The 21,297-nt window shown below is 48.8% G+C and carries 17 protein-coding genes; 13 read left to right on the top strand and 4 right to left on the bottom strand.

All coding sequences use genetic code 11. The annotated features are described in order from the left end of the window. Window positions 1-56 precede the first annotated feature (56 nt). The 7 genes from U2F10_RS26895 to U2F10_RS26865 all read left to right on the top strand — a co-directional run bounded on the left by U2F10_RS26895 (window position 57) and on the right by U2F10_RS26865 (window position 5,110). Window positions 57-1,187: a GAF domain-containing protein gene (locus U2F10_RS26895; protein WP_499873795.1), complete on the top strand. Its 1,131-nt coding sequence runs from the start codon at window positions 57-59 to the stop codon at window positions 1,185-1,187. A 60-nt stretch (window positions 1,188-1,247) separates the two neighbouring features. Then, window positions 1,248-1,853, top strand: coding sequence for a MiaE family protein (locus tag U2F10_RS26890; protein WP_499873794.1), 606 nt, complete (start codon window positions 1,248-1,250; stop codon window positions 1,851-1,853). A 51-nt stretch (window positions 1,854-1,904) separates the two neighbouring features. Next, a complete protein-coding gene (locus tag U2F10_RS26885) occupies window positions 1,905-2,384 on the top strand; it encodes a GNAT family N-acetyltransferase (RefSeq protein WP_499060074.1) in 480 nt (159 codons plus the stop codon). Window positions 2,385-2,530: 146 nt separating this feature from the next. After that, on the top strand, window positions 2,531-3,055 hold the full coding sequence (coaD, locus tag U2F10_RS26880) for a pantetheine-phosphate adenylyltransferase (RefSeq protein WP_431732028.1): 525 nt from the start codon (window positions 2,531-2,533) through the stop codon (window positions 3,053-3,055). After that, window positions 3,031-3,954 (top strand): F0F1 ATP synthase subunit B, encoded by a 924-nt coding sequence (locus U2F10_RS26875; RefSeq protein ID WP_499873793.1) that lies wholly within the window; start codon window positions 3,031-3,033, stop codon window positions 3,952-3,954. Before coaD ends, U2F10_RS26875 begins: the two co-directional genes overlap by 25 nt. Window positions 3,955-3,960: 6 nt before the next feature. Continuing rightward, window positions 3,961-4,587 (top strand): Holliday junction branch migration protein RuvA, encoded by a 627-nt coding sequence (ruvA, locus tag U2F10_RS26870; protein WP_499873792.1) that lies wholly within the window; start codon window positions 3,961-3,963, stop codon window positions 4,585-4,587. A 169-nt stretch (window positions 4,588-4,756) separates the two neighbouring features. Beyond that, a complete protein-coding gene (locus U2F10_RS26865; RefSeq protein ID WP_163666238.1) occupies window positions 4,757-5,110 on the top strand; it encodes a P-II family nitrogen regulator in 354 nt (117 codons plus the stop codon). Between the two features lie 6 nt (window positions 5,111-5,116). Here U2F10_RS26865 and rnc read toward each other — a convergent pair whose 3' ends face one another. Beyond that, window positions 5,117-5,788, bottom strand: a complete 672-nt coding sequence (gene rnc, locus U2F10_RS26860) for a ribonuclease III (RefSeq protein ID WP_163666236.1) — start codon at window positions 5,786-5,788, stop codon at window positions 5,117-5,119. 176 nt (window positions 5,789-5,964) lie between these two features. Then, window positions 5,965-8,847 carry a beta strand repeat-containing protein gene (locus tag U2F10_RS26855; protein WP_499873791.1) on the bottom strand — a complete coding sequence of 961 codons (2,883 nt, stop codon included), beginning with the start codon at window positions 8,845-8,847 and terminating at the stop codon, window positions 5,965-5,967. A 432-nt stretch (window positions 8,848-9,279) separates the two neighbouring features. Here U2F10_RS26855 and U2F10_RS26850 point away from each other — a divergent pair, with 432 nt between their 5' ends. The 6 genes from U2F10_RS26850 (at window position 9,280) to U2F10_RS26825 (ending at window position 17,548) form a co-directional block, all read left to right on the top strand. Continuing rightward, window positions 9,280-10,035, top strand: a complete 756-nt coding sequence (locus U2F10_RS26850) for a response regulator (protein ID WP_499873790.1) — start codon at window positions 9,280-9,282, stop codon at window positions 10,033-10,035. Between the two features lie 104 nt (window positions 10,036-10,139). After that, on the top strand, window positions 10,140-11,768 hold the full coding sequence (locus U2F10_RS26845; protein WP_499873788.1) for an ATP-binding protein: 1,629 nt from the start codon (window positions 10,140-10,142) through the stop codon (window positions 11,766-11,768). A 138-nt stretch (window positions 11,769-11,906) separates the two neighbouring features. Then, complete coding sequence (locus U2F10_RS26840; protein WP_499871633.1) at window positions 11,907-13,520, top strand: IS1634 family transposase; 1,614 nt, start codon at window positions 11,907-11,909, stop codon at window positions 13,518-13,520. Between the two features lie 216 nt (window positions 13,521-13,736). Then, window positions 13,737-14,330, top strand: coding sequence for a sigma-70 family RNA polymerase sigma factor (locus U2F10_RS26835; protein WP_163660913.1), 594 nt, complete (start codon window positions 13,737-13,739; stop codon window positions 14,328-14,330). Window positions 14,331-14,366: 36 nt separating this feature from the next. Next, complete coding sequence (locus tag U2F10_RS26830; protein WP_499059648.1) at window positions 14,367-15,104, top strand: anti-sigma factor domain-containing protein; 738 nt, start codon at window positions 14,367-14,369, stop codon at window positions 15,102-15,104. A 464-nt stretch (window positions 15,105-15,568) separates the two neighbouring features. After that, complete coding sequence (locus tag U2F10_RS26825; protein WP_499873787.1) at window positions 15,569-17,548, top strand: calcium-binding protein; 1,980 nt, start codon at window positions 15,569-15,571, stop codon at window positions 17,546-17,548. Window positions 17,549-17,667: 119 nt separating this feature from the next. Here U2F10_RS26825 and U2F10_RS26820 read toward each other — a convergent pair whose 3' ends face one another. After that, window positions 17,668-19,557: an FAD-dependent oxidoreductase gene (locus U2F10_RS26820; protein ID WP_499873786.1), complete on the bottom strand. Its 1,890-nt coding sequence runs from the start codon at window positions 19,555-19,557 to the stop codon at window positions 17,668-17,670. A gap of 216 nt (window positions 19,558-19,773) precedes the next feature. Next, complete coding sequence (locus tag U2F10_RS26815) at window positions 19,774-21,171, bottom strand: MATE family efflux transporter (protein ID WP_499059642.1); 1,398 nt, start codon at window positions 21,169-21,171, stop codon at window positions 19,774-19,776. Window positions 21,172-21,297 lie beyond the last annotated feature (126 nt).

Here is a 21,297-nt window from a genome sequence, read left to right as displayed (position 1 = left end):
GAAAAAGCCACTGTAGCCTTTAGATACGGGCCTTGATGATGAGCCATGGTTAACTGATGGATAATCAAATTTTGCTCAAAGAAGCGCTAACGGATGAGCTGTGTGTGCTCTACACAAATATTACTCAGCTGACTGATGTCAAGTCCTTGCCAGAGGACGATTTACAACTACTACGTGGGCTAGTCTCGGTATTGCAGTTTGCAACTCAGCAAATGACCCAGCAGCAGGCCTCGGGTGGCAAGCTAACGGCAGATGTCACTGCGCTAAGGGATAAAGTAGCCCAGCTACAGCAGGAAAATGCTGCCTATCAGAAACAACTGCGGTGGATTCAGGATCAGCTGGCGCTATCACGGACGGCCACTGGTAAAATGCGGCTAAAAGCCACCCTGAAACAAACGCTGGATATTGCGGTGGTGATTTCTGAGGCCAGTAGTGGCAGTATTTTCTTGTTGGATGACGCCAAGGTGGTGACAGAATGTATTCTGACTCGCTCGGGCACCACAGAAAAGGAACGCCATAATTTGGTGGGGCAAGTTTTGGAGAAAGGCTTGGCCGGTTGGGTTGTGGAACATCGTAAATTGGAGACGATTGCCGATACCCGTCTAGATAGTCGTTGGATTAGCTTGCCCGATCAGCCTTACAAAGTATGTTCAGCGATGTGTGCACCGGTAGTTAGTGGCAATCGCATTTTAGGGATTATGACCCTAACCCATTCTGAGCCCAGGCATTTCCAACCACCGATTCCAAATCTGATCGGAGCCATGACCGATCAGATTGCTTTAGTGTTAGAAAATGCCAAATTACACAGCGTCAATCGTAAGCTCAATGGCCGCCTGAGTCACTTTAAAGACTTTTGCCATCAGCTTTTAACCACTGAGGTTGTGGGGGCCATGTTAGTACAAAACAAAAAGATTGTTCAAATTAATCAGCAAGCGGCCAATCTGTTAGGGCAAAGGCCAGATGCTCTCATCCACCTACCGTCTATCACTAGCTTGATTGCCTATGAAGATCTAGGCCGAGTCTGTGACGCACTGCGTCAGTGTTATACCCACCGAAATCAGCCGATGCCCCTTGATTTTGGTATTACCCATAAAAATGGCCAGGTAATTGCGATCGCAGCCCAAGCCATAGCCTTTGAGTTTGAGGAGCAACCAGCTGTACTATTGCTGCTAAATCAGGCAGATTGAGTCATCGACTCTTCACTCCCCCTTTTATCTACAATATACTCAGCTTTTTCCCATACTCTTGTGCCCACTCCCCCCAGCCGTCCAACCACCATTAAATTCCTCAAAAGCCCCACGTCCCAGGCATGGATTGAGCAAGCTTTAGCCAATTTAGATGAGGTGATGCTGGACCATTCCCACTGCGAGCGTAAAGCTGCCGGAATTGCCATCAAGCTAATGTTTTTGTACCCCGGCGATGGGGCATTGGTGGCGGCGCTAACGGATATTGCCCAGGAGGAGCTAAGCCATTTCAAACAGGTCAACCAGTGGCTAGAGCGTCGAGGTGTGTCCCTACGGTCTCTAGCAGCAGGCCCTTACGGTTCTAAGCTGCGCAAGCATGTGCGTCCCAATGATCCTGAACGCAAGCTGGACCTGTTACTGGTTTCAGCCTTAATCGAAGCCCGCAGCCATGAACGCCTGGGTCTGTTGGGAGAACATTGCCCCGATCCAGACCTGGCCAAGTTCTACCGCAGCCTGATGGCATCCGAAGCCCGACACTACGGTGCTTACTGGGTACTAGCCACCAATGAATTTGGCTCTGATGTGGTCACCCCCCGATTAGAAGAATTAGCGGTCGCCGAGAGCGAGATTTTGGCAACGCTGCATCCAGCCCCTAGGGTTCATAGTTGATAGGGAAATAGAAACTATGCCCATGCCCCTATAACTATCCCTCCCATCCCTATGCACACCACCTTCAAATCCTTTCTCATCCGCGACTGGCAACCGGCTGACCGAGCAGCCGCAACTGACCTGGTTGGCCAAGTTTTAACTGACTACGGTCTTCAGTGGGAACCGGAGGGCGCGGATATTGATGTGGTGCAGGTGGAAACACACTACCAGCATGGTGAATTTTGGGTAGTAGAGCAGGCGGGGGAAGTGGTCGGTACCGCAGCTTACCTGCCGATTGAGCGGGGTGAGCAGGCGGTAGAGATTCGTAAAATGTATTTGCTGCCGATGGCCCGTGGTCAGGGATTAGGGCGATTTTTACTAGGTCAGCTAGAAGCGACCATTGCAGCCCGTGGTTTCAAAGAAATCTGGCTAGAAACAGCCACGGTTCTCAAAGAGGCTGTTCGTATGTACGACAGCTCAGGATATCTGCCGGAAACGGGTGTGGAAACAACCCGCTGTGACAAGGTTTATAAAAAACGTATCGTGCCGTAGGGGCTGCCCTCGTGGGTGCCCTTCAATATGCATTGCAATCAGTCAGAGTTTCCTATAAATCGATATAATCAGTCGGGCCAAATTTCATTGCCCATGTTTGGTCAGGTTCACGATCTTGCCCCCATTTTTGGGGTAGGTACAAGACCGTGAACCTATGTACATATATCCTAATTATCTACCTGCTTGTGATTGCAGTTTATCCCGGTAGCTTTGATCCAGTTACCTTGGGTCATCTCGATATCATTACCCGTAGCAGTGGTCTATATGATCATGTGATTGTGGTAGTGTCACGTAATCCGATGAAAAACCCGATGTTTTCTATCGAGGAACGGCTGGGTCAGATTCGGCAGGCAACAGCGCATCTCACTAATGTAGAAATTGATAGTTTTGATGGTCTGACGGTAAATTACGCCCACAAACGTAATGCTAAAGTCTTGATTCGGGGTTTGCGTGTACTATCAGACTTTGAGAAAGAACTGCAAATGGCTCATACTAATAAGACCCTTGCAGATGATCTTGAAACTGTCTTTTTAGCGACGTCTACTGAATACGGCTTTTTAAGCAGTAGTCTAGTAAAAGAGATTGCAAGGTTTGGCGGAGCTATCGGTCATCTTGTTCCTGATCATGTTGCCCACGATATTCAGAAATGGTACGGCAAGAACCTCCCCTAAACGACCCCAGGCTGGTGAATGACCCCAGGCTGGTGAATGATCCTAGGTTAAATGGCCAAGCTGCCCAGGTTGATGATGTCCTGGCTCAGCAGCAGATTGGCAAGGCCGGGCCTGCGCCTATAGCAGGGTTTGATATTCAAGATGCCCTCAATCAAATTGAGGAGTCTGTACTGGATAGCCCTCGCCTCCCAGTCATGGGGCGCACCATGATCAATGAAGATGATCTGCTCGATCAGCTAGATGCTGTGCGGTTAAATCTGCCCAGCGCGTTTCAGGAAGCTCAGCAATTAGTAGAGCAGCGTGATGACATCCTCAGCGAGGCTGAGCGATACGCTCAGAGTATTGTGACGACTGCTGAAAAGCAGGCGGCCACGATTCTGAATGAAACGTCAATTTTGCGACAGGCTGAGCAGCAGGCCCAGCAGTTGCGATTACAGGTGGAGCAGGAATGTGCGGCGTTGCGATCGCAAACCATGCTCGAAATAGAGCAACTGCAAACCCAAACAAAGCAAGAATGTGAAGATCTGCGCCAAAATGCGATCGCTGAATGCCATGCTATCCAGACAGATGCTGATACCTATGCCGATCAGGTATTACAGCGCATGGAAACCCAATTTAGTGAGATGCTTGGCGTGATCAGTAACGGTCGGCAGCAGCTCTACGAACGACAGCAGCGAGCTCGACAAACAGCACCATCAATGCCAGCAGCGAGCGATGTTTCTCCCCCTAATCCCTTGAGTCGTCGTCCGGCCACCCAGCGACCGCCTACTCAGCAATCCTATATCCAACCCCCTCAACAACAGCAGCCACCGACGCGCTCCCCCCAGCAGCAGCCACCGACGCGCCCCCCCCAGCAGCAGCCACCGCGTCCCCAGCAGCGCCCGCCCCGTAAGTTCTAACCCCCCATGATTGGCTATCTCAAAGGGAACTTGGCCGATATCCAACGGCTGACCAATGGTCGTGTGATTATTACCGTGGATGTCAATGGCATTGGCTATGAATTACAGGTCACGGCTCGAGTGATGGGTAATCTCCCCCCCATGGGCGACCCGGTGCAGATTTTTGCCCACTTACAAAATCGAGATGACCAGCCAGTACTATTTGGTTTTGGCTCGCGGGCCGAGCGAGATGTTTTTCGTTTGGCCATCAGCGTTAGTGGCATTGGCCCCCAAATGGGCATGGCCTTGCTCGATACCCTGAGCTTAAATGACTTAGTTCAAGCCGTTGTGGCTGGGAATGCCCGCATTTTGTCCCAAACCCCCGGTGTCGGCAAGAAAACGGCTGAGCGCATAATTTTAGAACTGAAAACTAAGTTAGCCGAGTGGCGGCAGCAGGCTGGGCTCATTACCGCTCCTACAGTAGGTCCAGTGTCCGTCGTCCAAGAGGATGTAGAAATGACGCTACTGGCTCTAGGCTACTCTAATAGTGAAATTACTAAAGCGTTGCAAGCCGTAGGGCAAAGTAAAACCCTCAGTAAAAACGCTGACACTGAAGCCTGGATTCGTGAAGCGATCACCTGGCTCAGTCAATAAAAACCTGTCAAAGGTTGTAACGAAAATATGAGACCTGTAATGATACCTGATAGCGTTATTAAACACACTTTTTGTATCAAATAACACCGTTATCTGTCCTTGATAGCAGAGCACCCTGTAGATACACAAGCAGGATAAGCAGGTTTAAAGTCATCAGCGCCAGGAGTTTATGAAACAAGTTATTGCAGTTATTCGGTCCTCCCAGCTAGATAAGGTCAAAGAGGCCCTTGTCAATTCAGGAATTGTGGGTATGACTGTTGCTAATGCCCGTGGTTTTGGTCGTCAGAAGGGGCAGACCCAAAAATATCGTGGCCAAACCTATAAAGTCGATTTTCTTCCTAAAATCCGGTTAGAAATTGCCGTTGCCGATGACCAAGTAGACTTAGTGATAGACACCATCACTGAAGCTGCCCGCACAGGCGACATCGGCGATGGCAAGATCTTTGTGCTGCCCATTGAGGCCGCGTACCGTATCCGCACAGGTGAACGCGATGATGTAGCGTTGTCTAGTTCTGAAGCCTAAAACTCCCTATTCCACTCCCACATTCTTCAGTGCTGCCTGGGCGGCTTTCTTTTCCGCATCTTGTTTGCGTTTTCCCTTGCCTCGGCCATACAGTAATCCTTTCACACGCACTTCAGCGGTGAATTGTTTGGCATGGTCTGGCCCACTGGCGGCAATAATCTGGTAGGTAGGAACTTCACCAAGCTGCTCCAATGACCAGATTTGAAAACGGCTCTTGTAGTTAACATGAATCGCAGTCTCACTGACGGTATCAGCAACACTGTCAAACATAGGGACTACATAGGACCGTATGGTTTCAATGTTTTGGCCGCTATCCAGAAAGTAGGCTCCAATCAGAGCTTCAAAGGTGCTGCATAGCACTCGCTTGCTATTGCGACTATCGCTATTTTCAGCGCCGCGACTCAGGCACAGGTACTTTTGCAATTGCAGCTGGCTGGCAAAGTAACTAAGCTGGTTTTCGTCCACTAAGGCAGCACGTAGCGGGGTCAGTTCGCCTTCGGGTCGGTCAGGGTAACGCTGGTAAAGGTACTCGCCACTGAGAAACGTGAGGATAGCGTCACCCAAAAATTCTAGCCGTTCATTGTCCTCGCAGTCATTTTCTTTAGCGTAGGACTTGTGGGTGATGGCTAGCTGCCAAAGATTTTTATCAGCGAAGGTAGGTAAATCAAACGTACTCATGCTTTCACAATAGCGTGGCTAGCTACTTTCTGAGGTGCAAATCACGATTGTTTTTAACACAAAAACAGCGATCGCAGACCTCTACGACCGCTGATTCAGGTCAAGACTTAACAGCAAAGATGACTGATTGTTTCAGTCTTATTCACCCGTGCTTTCAGTCTTGTTCACACATGCATTTATGCAAACGTGAAGTTGTTGCTAGTCAGCGAATTTACATCCACACCCGCTAGCAGTACAGAGTTATCGTTGCCTAAATCAAGCAAGGTGTCATTACCCACTTGGCTAGCAGCGCCTAACACGTCATGGAAGCCATCAAAAATGGCTTCTACATCTAGAATGTCATCCGTCACCGAAAAGTCGGTAACAACATCATTGCCCGAATTGCTCTCAAATCTGAAGGTGTCGCTACCCAGTCCCCCCGTTAGCAGGTCATCATCACTACCACCATTGAGGCTGTCATTACCAGTGCCACCAGTAATTTCATCATTACCGAGACCACCAGAGACAACAACATCGCCTGTAGATATCTGAACAAAACGGTCATCACCTACACCTAGACGGACTTCCCCGTTGAGGGTGCCTGCGTTGAGAATATCTACACTCCCCAGGGCACCATCAGCATCAATCGCCAATCCATTACCACCACTGATGGTGCCAAAGTTTGTAATTTGCCCATCAAAAATAACCCCCGATTCAATTAAGATGCCTGCTTGTTCTTCCGATGCGATAACGCCATTTAGTTCGTTGGTAATATCGCCGCTAAAGGTTGCTTCAGTCAGCCCCGAACCAACAAATAAGCGAATACCTGCAGGAACGCTGCTGTCGCCTCTACCCTGAATGAGACCACTGTTAGAAATATCGGCTGATAATTCCAGGTCATCAATGCCGTCACCTAGACCACTGGCTGCACCCACCTGTACCGAGATACCACTACCAGCGACACCTGCATCAATGGTACCAAGCTGGTTATTGATGCTGATATTGTCAGCAGTACCATCAAGATAGACCGTGCCATTGCGCTGGGTGCCAGTCCCCAAAATGCTACCTTGGTTCACCAGAGTAACGTTGTCGCCATCCAGGTTGACAGCTCTACTACCGGATTCAATTTGTCCAGAGTTAACAATGGAGAGATCGTGGTCAGCATCGCCAATATAGAGACCATTGCGAGGACCAGAAATCGAACCACTGTTGTTGATCTGGCCATCAAAGGCGACACCATCTTCAACCACCAGACCGCCTAAAAAGCCCACATTCACTTCAGACGTAATGGTGCCACGGTTCACAACAGAGCCAGTGACTGTCGCTTCAGCTTCACCTGAGCCATTGAAGAACCGCAGGCCGCTGGAGCCATTAGAGGCCACCCGACCACCATTGGCAAAGACATCAGGGCCATCACCACGACCTTGTAGGAGACCACTATTCACAATGTTGATATCTTCACTCACCACATCTCCAGTGGCTCCCACTTGCACAGAGATGGCATCACCCAAGTTGCCTTCACCAGCATCCACCGAGCCCTGGTTATTGACGGTGATATCATCAGCGGTGCCATCAAGGTAGATCGTGCCGTTGCGCTGGTTGCCTGTACCGAGGATGCTTCCCTGGTTGGAGAGAGTCACGTTATCACCATCGAGGTTGACAGCTCTACTGCCTGACTCAATGGCTCCAGTGTTAATGATGGAGAGATCGTGGTCAGCATTGCCAATGTAAAGACCATTGCGAGGACCGGAAATTAGACCACTGTTCACAATGCGACCATCAAAGGCCACACCATCTTCAACCACCAGACCGCCCAAAAAGCCCACATTCACTTCAGACGTAATGGTGCCACGGTTAATCACCGAGCCAGTAACCGTGGATTCAGCTTCACCTGAGCCATTGAAGAACCGCAGGCCGCTGGAGCCATTAGAGGCCACCCGACCACCATTGGCAAAGACATCAGGGCCATCACCACGACCTTGTAGGAGACCACTATTCACAATGTTGATATCTTCACTCACCACATCTCCAGTGGCTCCCACTTGCACAGAGATGGCATCACCCAAGTTGCCTTCACCAGCATCCACCGAGCCCTGGTTATTGACGGTGATATCATCAGCGGTGCCATCAAGGTAGATCGTGCCGTTGCGCTGGTTGCCTGTACCGAGGATGCTTCCCTGGTTGGAGAGAGTCACGTTATCACCATCGAGGTTGACAGCTCTACTGCCTGACTCAATTTGTCCAGTGTTAATGATGGAGAGATCATGGTCAGCATTGCCAATGTAAAGACCATTGCGAGGACCGGAAATTAGACCACTGTTCACAATGCGACCATCAAAGGCCACACCATCTTCAACCACCAGACCACCCAAAAAGCCCACATTCACTTCAGACGTAATGGTGCCACGGTTCACAACAGAGCCAGTGACTGTCGCTTCAGCTTCACCTGAGCCATTGAAGAAGCGTAAACCACTGGAGCCATTGGCAGCTACCCGCCCCCCGTTGGCAAACACATCGGGACCATCGCCACGACCCTGTAATAACCCATTGTTTGTAATGTTAATGTTCTCATTGCTAGGGTCATCAGCTGCACCCACTTGAACAGAAACAGCATCGCCCAGATTACCTTCACCAGCATCAATGCGTCCACTGTTGACTAAGCCCAGGTCATCAACGGTGCCATCAACATAGAGTGTGCCGTTGCGTTGATTCCCTGTTCCTAAAATGTCACCTGTATTCAGAACAAAACTTCCATCACCATCACTTATATCGACGGCACGACTGTTGGACTGAATTGTGCCAATATTGAGAAGTCTTAGGTTGTCGCCTGTGGAACTAATGCCATTTAGATCTCCCGAAATCTCTCCTAGGTTCAGGATGGTAGCATTGTCACCGCTGGCCTGAACTGCTGTATTCCCTGAGTCAGGCGCTGCTATTGAGCCACCAGGGATAATGGCTAATAATGCTTGATCACCTGAGATGTCAATGGCAGGTTCTCCAGCTGGTGCTTGAATATCATCAACAATAACTTCAACTTCACCATCAGAAAGAACAATGGGGTTAGTGAGTTCTTCTAGCATGATTGGGTGCCTCTAAGTGTTTCTTTTGTTTAATCTGTTGCGAATAAGATGAACAGATTTTGTTCATGTCTGCATCGTAGGAAGCTACGAGAGATAACGCTTGAGGCATAGGGCCTAAATCAGGGATAGGTCTAAAGTCCCAAACAAAACTTGTTCTTTTGTTGCCAAACAAACTGAGTCAAACAAAGCGAAAACGTATCATTTGAAAAGCATTGATTAATCTTTCTCTCAGTTTGCAAGAGGCTTTTTAAGGCGCTTCTCATTTATGTTGCCTGATAATCTACTAGTCAGGGTGATAAAAGCAAAATGTAAAACAATTTGAAGATGTAAAATTATTTTTACGAATAGCGACTGGATGTACGGGTAAGCAAGAGACGAGTAATAATTATCCAGAGCACAGCGCTTTCTCAGTTGCCATTCATCTATTCGAAAATGGACAAATCTATAATTCTGGCTAAAAGGAAGAACCTGTGTATCCTCAGGTCCTTTGGCGATGTTATGGGTAAAGGCTACAGTATGGCGAGTTCACAAAGTTCAATTCGGCTCCTACTTGCAGATGACGAAGATATTATTCGCTATGGCCTCAGTGCCATTTTGCAATGCGAAGCGGCGATAGAAATTGTGGGCGAAGCCTCTAATGGCCAGGAAGCCGTTGAAAAGGCCCAACAGTTAAAACCAGATCTTGTCCTCATGGATATCGGTATGCCTATGATGGACGGTGTCACTGCAACAGGTAAGATCTGTCAGTCGGTGCCTGATGTTAAAGTCCTAATTTTAACAACGTCTACAGAAGATCAGCATCTACACGATGCGATTCAGCAAGGTGCTTCAGGCTATCTGTTAAAAAACATACCACCTGAAGATTTTATCCATATTATCCAAAGTACCCACAAAGGATATATGCAATTTGATTCTACAATCGGTTCAAAGCTGCATCAACATCTGAAATCTCCTCAACCTGCTAAAGTTGTGAGCGATTGGAAGGGAGTGACTCCACGAGAACGGGAGGTTTTAAAGCTGATTGCAACAGGTGCCAATAATCGAGAGATTTCTCAAACGCTCCACATCGCTGAAAAAACCGTTAAAAATCACGTTAGTAATATTTTAAATCGAGTAGGCTTAAGAGATCGTACACAGTTAGCAATCTGGGTTAACACAACTAATTTAGACACGTTGCAAACTGCGTAAAATCTAAAATATAAGCGCCCTCAATGATACGCTGGAACCTCTGGGCAAAGTTTAGTTTATTTCTATTTTTGGTTTGGCTGTTGGTTAGCGGCTCTACTATAGCTATGCTTTCGCAGCACCTCAATGCCCATGCTGAGCAAGCTGTAAAAGAACGAGCAAAAATTGTGCTGACTGGCATGCAAGCAGTTCGTGATTACACTCGTGATCATGTTCAGCCAGTGCTAAAAGAGAGTAGTGATATGGGTTTCTTTATCCAGGAAAGTATCCCAAATTTTGCTGCTAGAACTATTTTTGCTGACTTTCAGCAACAAGATGAACTGCTGGAAGATTTTTTGTATAAAGAGGCAACCCCAAATCCTACTAATCCTACCGATCTAGCAGATGCCTTTGAGACTGATATTTTTAGTCAACTACAGCAGTTTGTAACTTCTGAGTCGCAGGGTCTTTCTGGCTATCGTTTTTTGGATGGCAAGAAGCTGTTCTATATGGCGCAGCCTCTAGTCATGAGCGATGTCAGTTGTTTAGAGTGCCATGGCAAGGTTAGTGAGGCACCTGAATATCTTGTGAATATGTATGGCGATCGCAATGGCTTTGGCTGGCAGCTTAATAGTGTTGTAGCAGCCCAGATGGTCTATGTGCCTGCAGATATTATTTTCGATCGCGGTCGTCAGAACCTATGGACGGTAACTAAAACCCTCTTGGGCACTTTGGGTGCGTTTTTTGTCGTGGTGAATCTGTTGCTGTGGCGCACAGTGGTTAAGCCGCTCAAAGTGCTTACTAATACTGCAAAGGCTGTGAGTAGCTGTTCTATTACATCAGAGCAAGATATGTTCCCGCAAGATAAGGATTTAGACAAGTTAACCCTGAGACAAGATGAACCAGGGCAGCTGGCTCGTTCGTTTCAGTACATGATCTATGTGCTGAGTCGCCGTGAGCAAGATCTACAGCTGGCGGTTCAGGAGCGTACCCAATCGCTAGAGCAGGAAATGCGCGATCGCAAAACTATCCAAGACGCATTGCAAACCTATGCCCATGCCATGAACCATGACCTGCGGAACTTGGTTATGGGTATTTCCAATCTGGTGCAGGGCATTATTTTTCGCGCCTCTAAGGCAAAGACCCATGACTCTACTCAGCAACCATCAATTGTAATGGAACCCAAGGCGCTTTCTATGATTCAGCAAAGTTGCGATCGCCAGCTTAAGCTTATGAATTCCCTGATGGAGGTGCAATCGTCTGATATTTGGCGCATATCTCTACAGAAAGACAATGTAAACTTGCGGCAGTTAACGGAAGATTTGAGATTCTTCTATGAGACCAAACAGACGTTGTCCACTGCCAAAATAAGCAATCATGTATCGTCTGAGGTACCACAGGTCTATGGAGATTTCTGCCAACTCAGACGAGTATTCGAAAATCTAATTGATAATGCCCTAAAGTACAATCCCAAAGGCGTCGCCATTACCCTAACCGCCAGCATTTGGGACGACGATCCATCAATGGTACGATGCGCGGTGACGGATAATGGCATGGGTATTGACCCTGCCAAAAGTCAGGAGCTATTTGAAATCTATGCCCGTGGCAAGAGCCAGTTCTCAGTAGATGGGTATGGCCTAGGTCTATACATTTGCCGCAAAATCGTTGAGGCCCATGGCGGGCATATTGGTGTGGAATCGTTCTCCAATCAAGGGGCAGAGTTTTGGTTTACATTGCCCATTGTCAACATAGGCTGAGTAATCTCCGGTCAGAATTTTTGCCGTTGTTGATTGAGGGGATTGGTCAATCTGGCAGCCCCCCTGACATTAGTCTTGCTTAGATCGCGCATTCCGCAGGTTAGGTTTGAAAATCAGGTAATTTAAGCGGTAACGTTTTTGCAGAGCCGCTTAAAGAAGATGCGTGTCGAGGATATTGATCACTTAGGCATCATTGCAGGGATTGTAGACCAAATCGGACTCGAAGCGCTGGTGAATGGTTGTCTAGGGACCCATGTGCAGCAAAAGGTGAGTCCGGGACAAGGGATCAAAGCCATGATTCTGAATGGATTAGGCTTTGTGAGTGCACCGTTGTATCTGTATGAAGAATTTTTTGTGGGCAAAGCAACGGAGCATCTGCTTGGCGAGGGGATTGCGCCCTCCCATCTGAATGATGATTACTTGGGTCGATTACTCGACAAAGTGTGGGCCTATGGACCCAGCAAATTGTTCAGTGTCGTCTCGATGGCAGCCTATCAAGCCTTTGGCTTAGATAGCCGTCGTTATCATCTTGATAGTAGTAGCCTGAGTGTGCATGGGGCGTATGAAAGCGCGAACAAAGAGCCGGGTTGCATTGAAATCACCCATGGGTATTCGAAAGACCACCGACCTGACTTAAAACAGTTTGTAGTGGAGACAATCTGTACGAATGATGGGGGAGTCCCCTTAGCGTTTGAGGTCGCCAGTGGCAATCAATCCGACAAAGCGGTGTTTGCAGACCGATTAAAGACGTTTGCAGAGCACTGGAGTGTCGAGGGAATCTTGGTGGCTGACAGTGCCTTATACAGTGCCGATAACTTAGCCATTTTGGGGGCACTGCGTTGGATTACCCGTGTCCCGTTAACGCTATCCGCCGCCCAATCGGTGGTTACTGAGATCGATCCAGAGGCCTTTGTGGCAAGTGAACGGGACGGCTATCGATTGGCTCGTGTGTGCACAACCTATGGGGGAATTCGACAAGGGTGGGTCGTGGTCGAGAATCAGACACGGGTCGAGACGGATTGCCAACAGGTGGATAAACAGGTTGCCAAACACCTCGTCAAGGCAACAAAACAACTGCGTCGTCAACAGACCATTGAGTTTAATTGTGCCGCCGATGCTCGCCGCCAGGCCGAGGCCCTAGCGACCCGCTGGCCCTATCACTGTTTGAGCCAGTTAGACGTGGTCGAACAGCACCACTATGCCCAGTCAGGACGCCCGAAAACAGGGGCGACACCTACCCACACCACCTATCGAATTACCGCTCAAATCGTCGCCGATGACGCTGCTATTCATCAGGCAAAGCGAAAGGCAGGACGCTTCATTTTGGCGACCAATGTCATCGATGATGACACCTTGACTGACGAAATCATTCTCTCCGATTACAAAGGGCAATCGGTCTCTGAACAAGGCTTCGGTATGCTCAAGGATCCCTTGTTTTTTACCTCCAGTGTTTTTCTCAAAACACCTGAACGCATTGTAGCTTTGGCGACCATCATGGGATTGTCCCTGATGGTGTACACTTTAGCTCAACGGCAGGTGAGACACGCCTTGGATCAGGCGAATGAAACCCTTCTCGACCAACGCAAGCGACCGACTCAAACGCCGTCCTTACGGTGGATTTTTCAGAAGTTTCAGGCAATTCACCTGGCTTGGCTCAATGAGCAACCTCAGGTTTCCAACCTCTCACCTGAACGGCTGAATATCCTCAGATTTCTTGGCGCGCCCTGCCAGAAATATTATTTGATTTGCTGACTAACCTGCGGAATGTCCGTTAGATTACAGTTTCCTGAGGATCAGCGATCGCAAAATTTCTGCCCCCGAAGCACATCCAAATCAGGTATATTCCCGTACTCATACTGGATGGTTGCCTAAGGCCATCCACGTATTGTGCTGCAAAGCACGCTTATTATATAGAGCAGTGCTTTTGAAGACAGGTTCATATATTTACCTTTTATTGGTTCCTCGCCCATGCTTTCTGAACGTCCCGAAAGTCAATCTCCAGATTGGGGAGACGCCACAGATGAAGCATTGTTTGTAGCCCTACAGCAGGGGGATAAATCAGCACTGGCCATTTTGTATGATCGCTATTCGCGATTGGTCTATACCGTTGCATTTCGGATTTTAAATAATGGGCCAGAAGCCGAAGACTTGACCCAGGAAATTTTTCTGAACCTCTGGCAAAAACAAACCTATAACCCAACCCGTAGTGCCCTTAGTCGTTTTTTGAGTACCGTTACCCGGAATCGAGCCATTGATCGAGTCCGCTCCCGCAGCATCCGACGGCGGATTCTTAAAGGTATGGTGCCCCAGCAGTCTCAACCTGTGGCTTCCTTTTCGCTACCTGTGGAGCAGGCCTCATTGGGAGAACGCTCCCAGCGGGTACGGGCAGCACTGAAAAACTTGCCTGAGAAACAACGTGAGCTACTATGGTTAGCTTATTATCATGGATTTAGTCAATCCGAAATTGCTAATCATACGAATATACCTTTAGGGACCGTCAAGTCGCGCATGCGTCAGGGCTTACTCAAGCTCAAAGGCACGTTGCAAGATCTGGTCGATTAGCTTATTCCTCTTTGATTGATTACCTATTTCTGTCCTATGGCTTCTGAACGAAAATTGGATGAATTTGCAGCTGACTATGTGGCTGGTAATCTCTCAGCCGAAGAAGCTGATGAATTTGCCCGTCTAGTTGCAGAACAGCCTGAACTGCAGGTAGAGGTAAATCGTCTTGAGAAAACTGTTAGCCTCATGCTTGATGAGCTGCCAATGATGCAGCCGCCTCAGCGTTTGAGGGATGCGGTCTTGGCTGGGGAGAATAGGCCTGTGAGATCGCACCGCTTACCCCTAGCCTGGATACTAGGAGCATTGGCTGCTGGCGCAACGCTGTTATCCCTATCGCTGGGTATGAGTAATCATCGTTTACGGCTAGCCAATCAACAGCTACAGCAGGATTTGGTAGCCGTGATGCCCGCACAGCAGGCTCAGCGCATTTTGCAGCAGCCCTCCACACGCTTTTATGACTTTGCCGGGACCGATAATGCTATCGATACATTTGGCAACATGATTGTGGATACAGATGAATTACAGGCTGCGATCGCATTTGAAAACCTATCCCCCCTTGCGGACAATCAAACCTATGCTCTGTGGGTGAGCTACCAGGGCAAATATATTCCCTGCGGTGTATTTCAAACCACTCCAGACGGCACGGCCTTCGCCACGTTGCCCATGCCCCCGGTTTATCAATCTAGACCCTGGGTACAAGATGTGATCGTAACCGTTGAACCCGCCGATTTACCCGCTCAACCCACCGGCCCAATCGTCGCTGCAACTAGCTAAGTTCAAGGGTTTCAAGATAAATCAAAAAAACTTTCATCCGATCCACAACCTCATTCGTATTAATAGTCAAACAGATAAGTTACAGGTAAGTTGTTGTTACGAAGGTGATTATTGGAACTACACTATTACATTCTGTTTGTGTAATGGTGTGCCTGAGGGTATGAGTTTGCTGTCTAGCAGTCTTCAAGAATGTTTCAGCCCATTCCAAAAACTCTCAACTTTATCTCATCCAATATCGAACATTATTCGTATCTATAACTGAGTGTCAATTTTGTTCTTGCCAGGCCCTAGCTCTTGTTTGGCAAAGGCTCCTAAGTACACGTCTATTCATTCACTCTTCTCTCCCTAGAAATATTCGCAACAACTGCCTTGGCACTTTGTCCTGCGGTCCAGTTGAATCTGCTGACTATTTCTTTTAAGAGATGTCCACTTCTTTCATCTACAAACTTATAGGAGAACACACCATGAACGCTTTTCTAGCTCTTCTTGTTAATCAGATTGTTGGCAACATATTTGATAATGCACCTGAAATTGAAGATTTAGACGATATCTTCATTGGTGGTAATGGTGACGACAACTTTCAAGGAGGTGACCAAGACGATATCTTTTTTGGTGCCAATGGCGATGATACCATTCTTGGAGGCGCTGGCACTGACGTAGTATTCGCAGGGGGAGGTAATGATACGGTTGTTGGTCAAACGGGTAATGACGTTGCATTCTTAGGCGCAGGGCATGACCGTTTTATCTGGAACAACGGCGATGGTAGCGACTTTATTAATGGTGGGGCAGGCAACGACACAACTGAGGTCAACGGGGCCGATGGACCAGGCGATGAGTTTGAGCTCACTGAGGCTAATGGTCAAGCTATTTTTAACCGTCTGAATCTGGGTTTATTCACCCTAACCAATGAGAGTATTGAGAAATTTAAAATTAATGGCCAAGGTGGTGATGACTCGCTAACGGTTGGTGACCTAACTGACAGTGATGTGCAAAAAGTTGTCTTTTCTGGTGGTGATGGCAACGATATTTTAGATGCTCGTGAAAGCTCTACAGAAATTAAAGCACGCGGTGGCAATGGCAATGACCTATTGCAAGGTGGTTCTGCTGAAGACACCTTCTATGGTGGTGCTGGCGATGATGTTGTTGTGGGCCAGCGTGGCGATGATACGGCTTATCTTGGGCGCGGTGATGATCGCTTTATCTGGAACAACGGTGATGGCAGTGATTTTATTGATGGCGACGCTGGTTTTGATATCACCCAAGTGAATGGTGCCGATGGCGCAGGCGATGAGTTTGACCTCAGTCAAGAAAATGGTCAAGCTATTTTCAACCGCCTGAACCTGGGCTTATTTACTCTCACTAACGAAGAAATCGAGCAATTTGAGATCAATGGCCAAGGCGGTGACGATTCCCTGACAGTTAACGATCTCACTGGTAGCGATGTACAGAAAGTTGTCTTTTCTGGTGGTGATGGCAACGATACGCTAGATGCCCGTGAAAGCTCCACTACCATTGAAGCTTTCGGTGGTGATGGTGATGACCTGTTGCTAGGTGGCTCTGCCGTAGATACATTCTTTGCTGGAGCCGGTAATGATATTGTCGTGGGCCAGCGAGGAAATGATATAGCTTACTTGGAAGAGGGTGACGATCGCTTTATCTGGAATAACGGTGACGGCAGCGATTTTATCAACGGTGGTTTAGGCTTTGACGTGACTCAAGTCAATGGTGCAGATGGAGCCGGTGATGAGTTTGATCTTCGCCAAGTAGACGGTCAAGCTATTTTCAATCGTCTTAATCTGGGTCTCTTTACCCTTACTAACGAAGGCATTGAACAATTTGAGATTAATGGCCAAGGCGGTGATGATTCTTTCACTGTTGGCGATCTCACCGGCAGTGAGGTAGAGTCTGTGCTCTTCTCTGGTGGTGCAGGTAATGACTTCCTGAATGCTAGCGGCACATTAACTCCAGTGACTGCTGACGGTGGCGATGGCAACGATATTCTCATCGGTGGCGCAGGCGATGACATTCTCATTGGTGGTGATGGTGCCGACTTACTGATTGGCGGGGCAGGCAATGACATTCTCATTGGTGGTGATGGTGCTGATTTCTTTGGCTTCGACACCGGCGCGGCGTTTAATGCAGCTGACATTGGCACTAATCAAATTCAAAACTTTGAGGCCATCGATAGCATTGTTCTAGATGTCACTGTGTTCGCTGAGCTAACCAGCGCAGTGGGCGGTACCTTGTCTGCTAATGAGTTTGCAGTGGTCAACAGTGTTGAAGAAGCAGCTCTAAGTGATGCCTTAATTATCTATGGTGCTGACACTGGGAACTTGTATTACAACCCGAACGGCATTGAAGATGGCTTTGGTAACGGTGCTCAGTTTGCCACTATTGAAGGCGCACCCACACTGGAGGCAAATGATTTTGTCATTCAGGCATAGTGTCTTGAATCCTATTAGTAGATAGTAAGCGCCCTAAGCAGAACAGATGCCTTCTTCGCTGATGTCTTTGCTTGGGGCTTCGAATGGTGTGAGTGATGTCGACGCCATTAACATTACTGCTACCAAGTCAGCCGCAGTCCCTGTTCTAACATCTGCTCTTGTAACTCATCCATATAACCTTGTTCAACAATATCAGCAGCTGTCAGGTTAGGACGGTTAATTAGCCATGCGGAGGTAGTTCCCGCTGCTGCACCCATCCCCCATTCACTAATGTGAACCCGCGTCACCGCATTCACAATGTGACTCACAGCAAGACTCTTGCCACCCATTAGCAGATTATTAACCTCCTGAGGCACCATACTCTCTAACGGAATCTGTACCGGACGCACCACAAACTCCTTTGCTGGCGCACTACTCGCTTCCCAGGAAGGAGCGCCATTACGATAACGGCAGCCATGAATGTCAATGTCATAATGGGTGACCGCTACCGTTGTTGGCGTAAAATCACGACCACCGACTTGATCTGTTCGCAGGTCAGCCTCACGCATGAGAAAAGCCTTATCCCCATAGGCAGACCGGCCTAAAATCCGCCGACCTTCACGGATATAGGGTACCAAACTTAATCCCGACTGCGTGCCCATATAGGCCTCATCACCCATGAGGTAACTCAATGGAAACTCTGGTTGTGACTGAGTTTCTAGTAACCAGCGAGCAAATAAAAGCGCATGGTCCTCACCATGGCGCAAGGCTACCGCCGAAATACCACCCAACCAATTCTGATGTTGACCACTCTCTCTAATTTGATCTGCCGTAAAAATCAGCGGAGGATCCATCCACGTCCAATCATTGCCACGGTTCCAGTTCACCATCGTCATATCACCCAGCACAGGTGTGGCCCGAAATGGATCGTTGCGGGTGGTACTCACAATCCGACGATAGTTAAAAAAGCTCCGCCCTGTAAAAAAGGGAAATCCCTCCATATCAAATTGTTTCTCGTGCTCATGGGCTCCATAGAGTGGCGGTTCTTGTTGCAACATTTGCTCTAACGCAGTCAGACTCTTGCCATCATCATCATTGAGAGCAATAACAAAAGGGTACGTAAAGGCCTGGGTACAGGCCGGATTATCTCTTTCTGAACCGTGAGCCTCCCCAGTGGTTGTTTGAGCCTCTGACCCCAGTCGATGGGGTAGATTTGCCCACCCCACAAACTCCCCCGTATCTGTGGCATCAATGACCATCATCCGCTGTCCCGATGGCGGTTCTAACCTTAGGGACACCTTCTCAAAGGTGGCATCAGCTGACCAGGAATACCAGCTAGCCAGAGCTTGGGAAAATCGACCTGTGGGAATGTAGTTTGAGCGCCTGGGAATACGTCGCACAGCATGAATGGCAACAATCTCTTGACCGCTGTCATCAAAGGTGGCTCCCTTAAAGGCTGTTTGTGTCTGCCAACGACTTTCAGGGGATTGGGGCAAAACACTTTCTAAATGTGCTTGGGCTGCCGCCGCGCCAGCCTCGGGCACAAAGCAGAGTTTACCCACCCAACAGGCGTTCACCTCATCTACCGTAACGTCCCCCTTCCCTGTCCACTCCGGTAAGGTCACCGTCTGCTGAGCAATTTCTTGCTTAAAGGCCTGCCAACTAGCCGAAAAGTTTTGGTCCGCTCGCATGGCCAAGGACTCGTCAACCGCCGATACACCTTGAGAACTGATCTGCCCCCCTAGCCATGGCGTCAGCTCGATCAAACAGGTGGTCGCCCCGGCCTCCATGGCATGGTAAGCCGCTGCCACACCACCCAGGGAACCACCAATGACGACTACTTCGCATTGCCAGGTTTCCTGCGCTGTCGGTAATGGCATTAAATTGGGTCTACCATTATCCAGAATCAGAGGTGGCGGCGATGGTGGGGAGGGCACTTCAGTGACTTCTGTCTGAGGAGTACAGGCACTGAAAAAACCGCATACTATCAACCAACCAAAATACCTGGCTAGCAGATTATGTCGAACCATGGATCAGCGTATAGGAACGATGATGATTCTATCGCTGAACGACCTATAGTCCAGGCTCTTAGCGACACATGTTTGAGGTTGCTGCGGCTGACATCAAAAGGTGGGCGTCGGTATGTCCCTAACGTCTACACACCTCTCAAACTCGGCTCACAAGCTTTCATGACTCCCCTTAATCCCTTTGGGTGAGAATTGTCTCTAGTGCCGAAACAGAGACACTTATTTTTGAGGTGAAATACAGGGAATACGGACTGAGATTAATTGCTGAAACCGTTGTGTTAGGACGATAGCGGCGATTAGTTGTCCGAAGGTTAAACTCCACCACAGACCAATGCCTTGCCACCCCAGCAGTTGTCCAATCACATACCCCAAACCAATGCCAACACCCCAATGGGCCAACACATCTACCGTTGCCAATAGATGGGTGTCCTTCAGTCCCTGCAATGTTCCAGCACTGATTAAACGAATCCCCTGGGCAATTTGAAATACTACGCCCACTTTAAACAGGGTGGCTGCAATAGTCACAGTTTCGGTATTCTCTGGTAAGTTCACGTCCAGATAAAAACTGGCAATGGTTTGGGGCAAAAACCAGAGCGGAATTGCCAGCACCATAACCAACACCAAATTCATGAGCAGGTTAGCATGGGCCACCTGTCGAGCCCCTCGCGGTGCCCCTGCCCCAATTTTATGCCCCGTACGCATGGCAGCTGCATAGGCAAAGCCCCAAGAGAACATTAGCAACAGCTCTGTGGTGGTCATGACGATGCGATGGGCGGCCAGTAATTCTGTACTCCAGAGGCCCATGAGCAGGGCAGCGGCTGTGAGGGCTCCCATCTCGGTGCCATAGTCGACGCATAGGGGCCAGCCCAGGTGAATTATTTCGGTGAGGATATTGCGATCGCACCGCCACCACTGCCTGAATAACCGCAGTCGCCGCAGCGACGGATACACCTTTAAGAGCACCACTGCCACTCCAAAGCTGCACCAAAATACCACCGTACTGGCCCAGCCAATCCCTGCTAGACCTAACTTTGGCAGCCCCCATTTGCCATACATCAGCCCATAGTTCAGGCCAATATTCAGGGGAATGCTCAACCCCATCAGCAATACCACCAAACGCGGTCGCGATAGGGCCGTCAGAATTTCCTTAAACACAAATACACCCAGGGCTGCGGGTAGGCCCCAAACGATGGCATGCAAATATGCGATCGCACCATCCACAGTAGCCGCCTGCTGCCCCAACAGTCTAAGAATGACATCCATATGCCAAATCAAAACCATCATGGGTAGAGAGATGCTAAAACTCAGCCACAACCCCTGCACATTGATCCGACTAACACGATGATGGTCTCGGGCACCATGGGCTTCAGCAGCAATGGCTCCCGTCATTTCCAACAGGCCAGTGCACAACGATAGCAGCATCCAAAACACTGTTGCCCCCAGCCCGCCTGCAGCCAGGGTTGCCGTACCCAAACCACCCATCATTAAACTATCCACAAAGTTCACAGCCCCTTCCGACAGCTGAATCAGCATCAGAGGAATAGCCAGACGAAGTGAGGCCTTAGCTTCGGTTCGTAGGCTACTGACCCATCGGGGCAAGGTATTAAACGGGGGCATGGTAGATGCAGGTTAGGACTACGTCTTAGCTTCAGGCAAACGTAGGAATTTTTCAGATAGCCATGGCAATTGTCACCCGATGGTTGACGTCATAGCAACAAACGCAACACAAACAGTCCATATCTA

Source organism: Leptothoe sp. EHU-05/26/07-4 (assembly GCF_043421015.1).
Classification (GTDB): Bacteria; Cyanobacteriota; Cyanobacteriia; order Phormidesmidales; family Phormidesmidaceae; genus Leptothoe; species Leptothoe turfae.
This window is presented reverse-complemented; position numbering and strand designations above follow the sequence as displayed.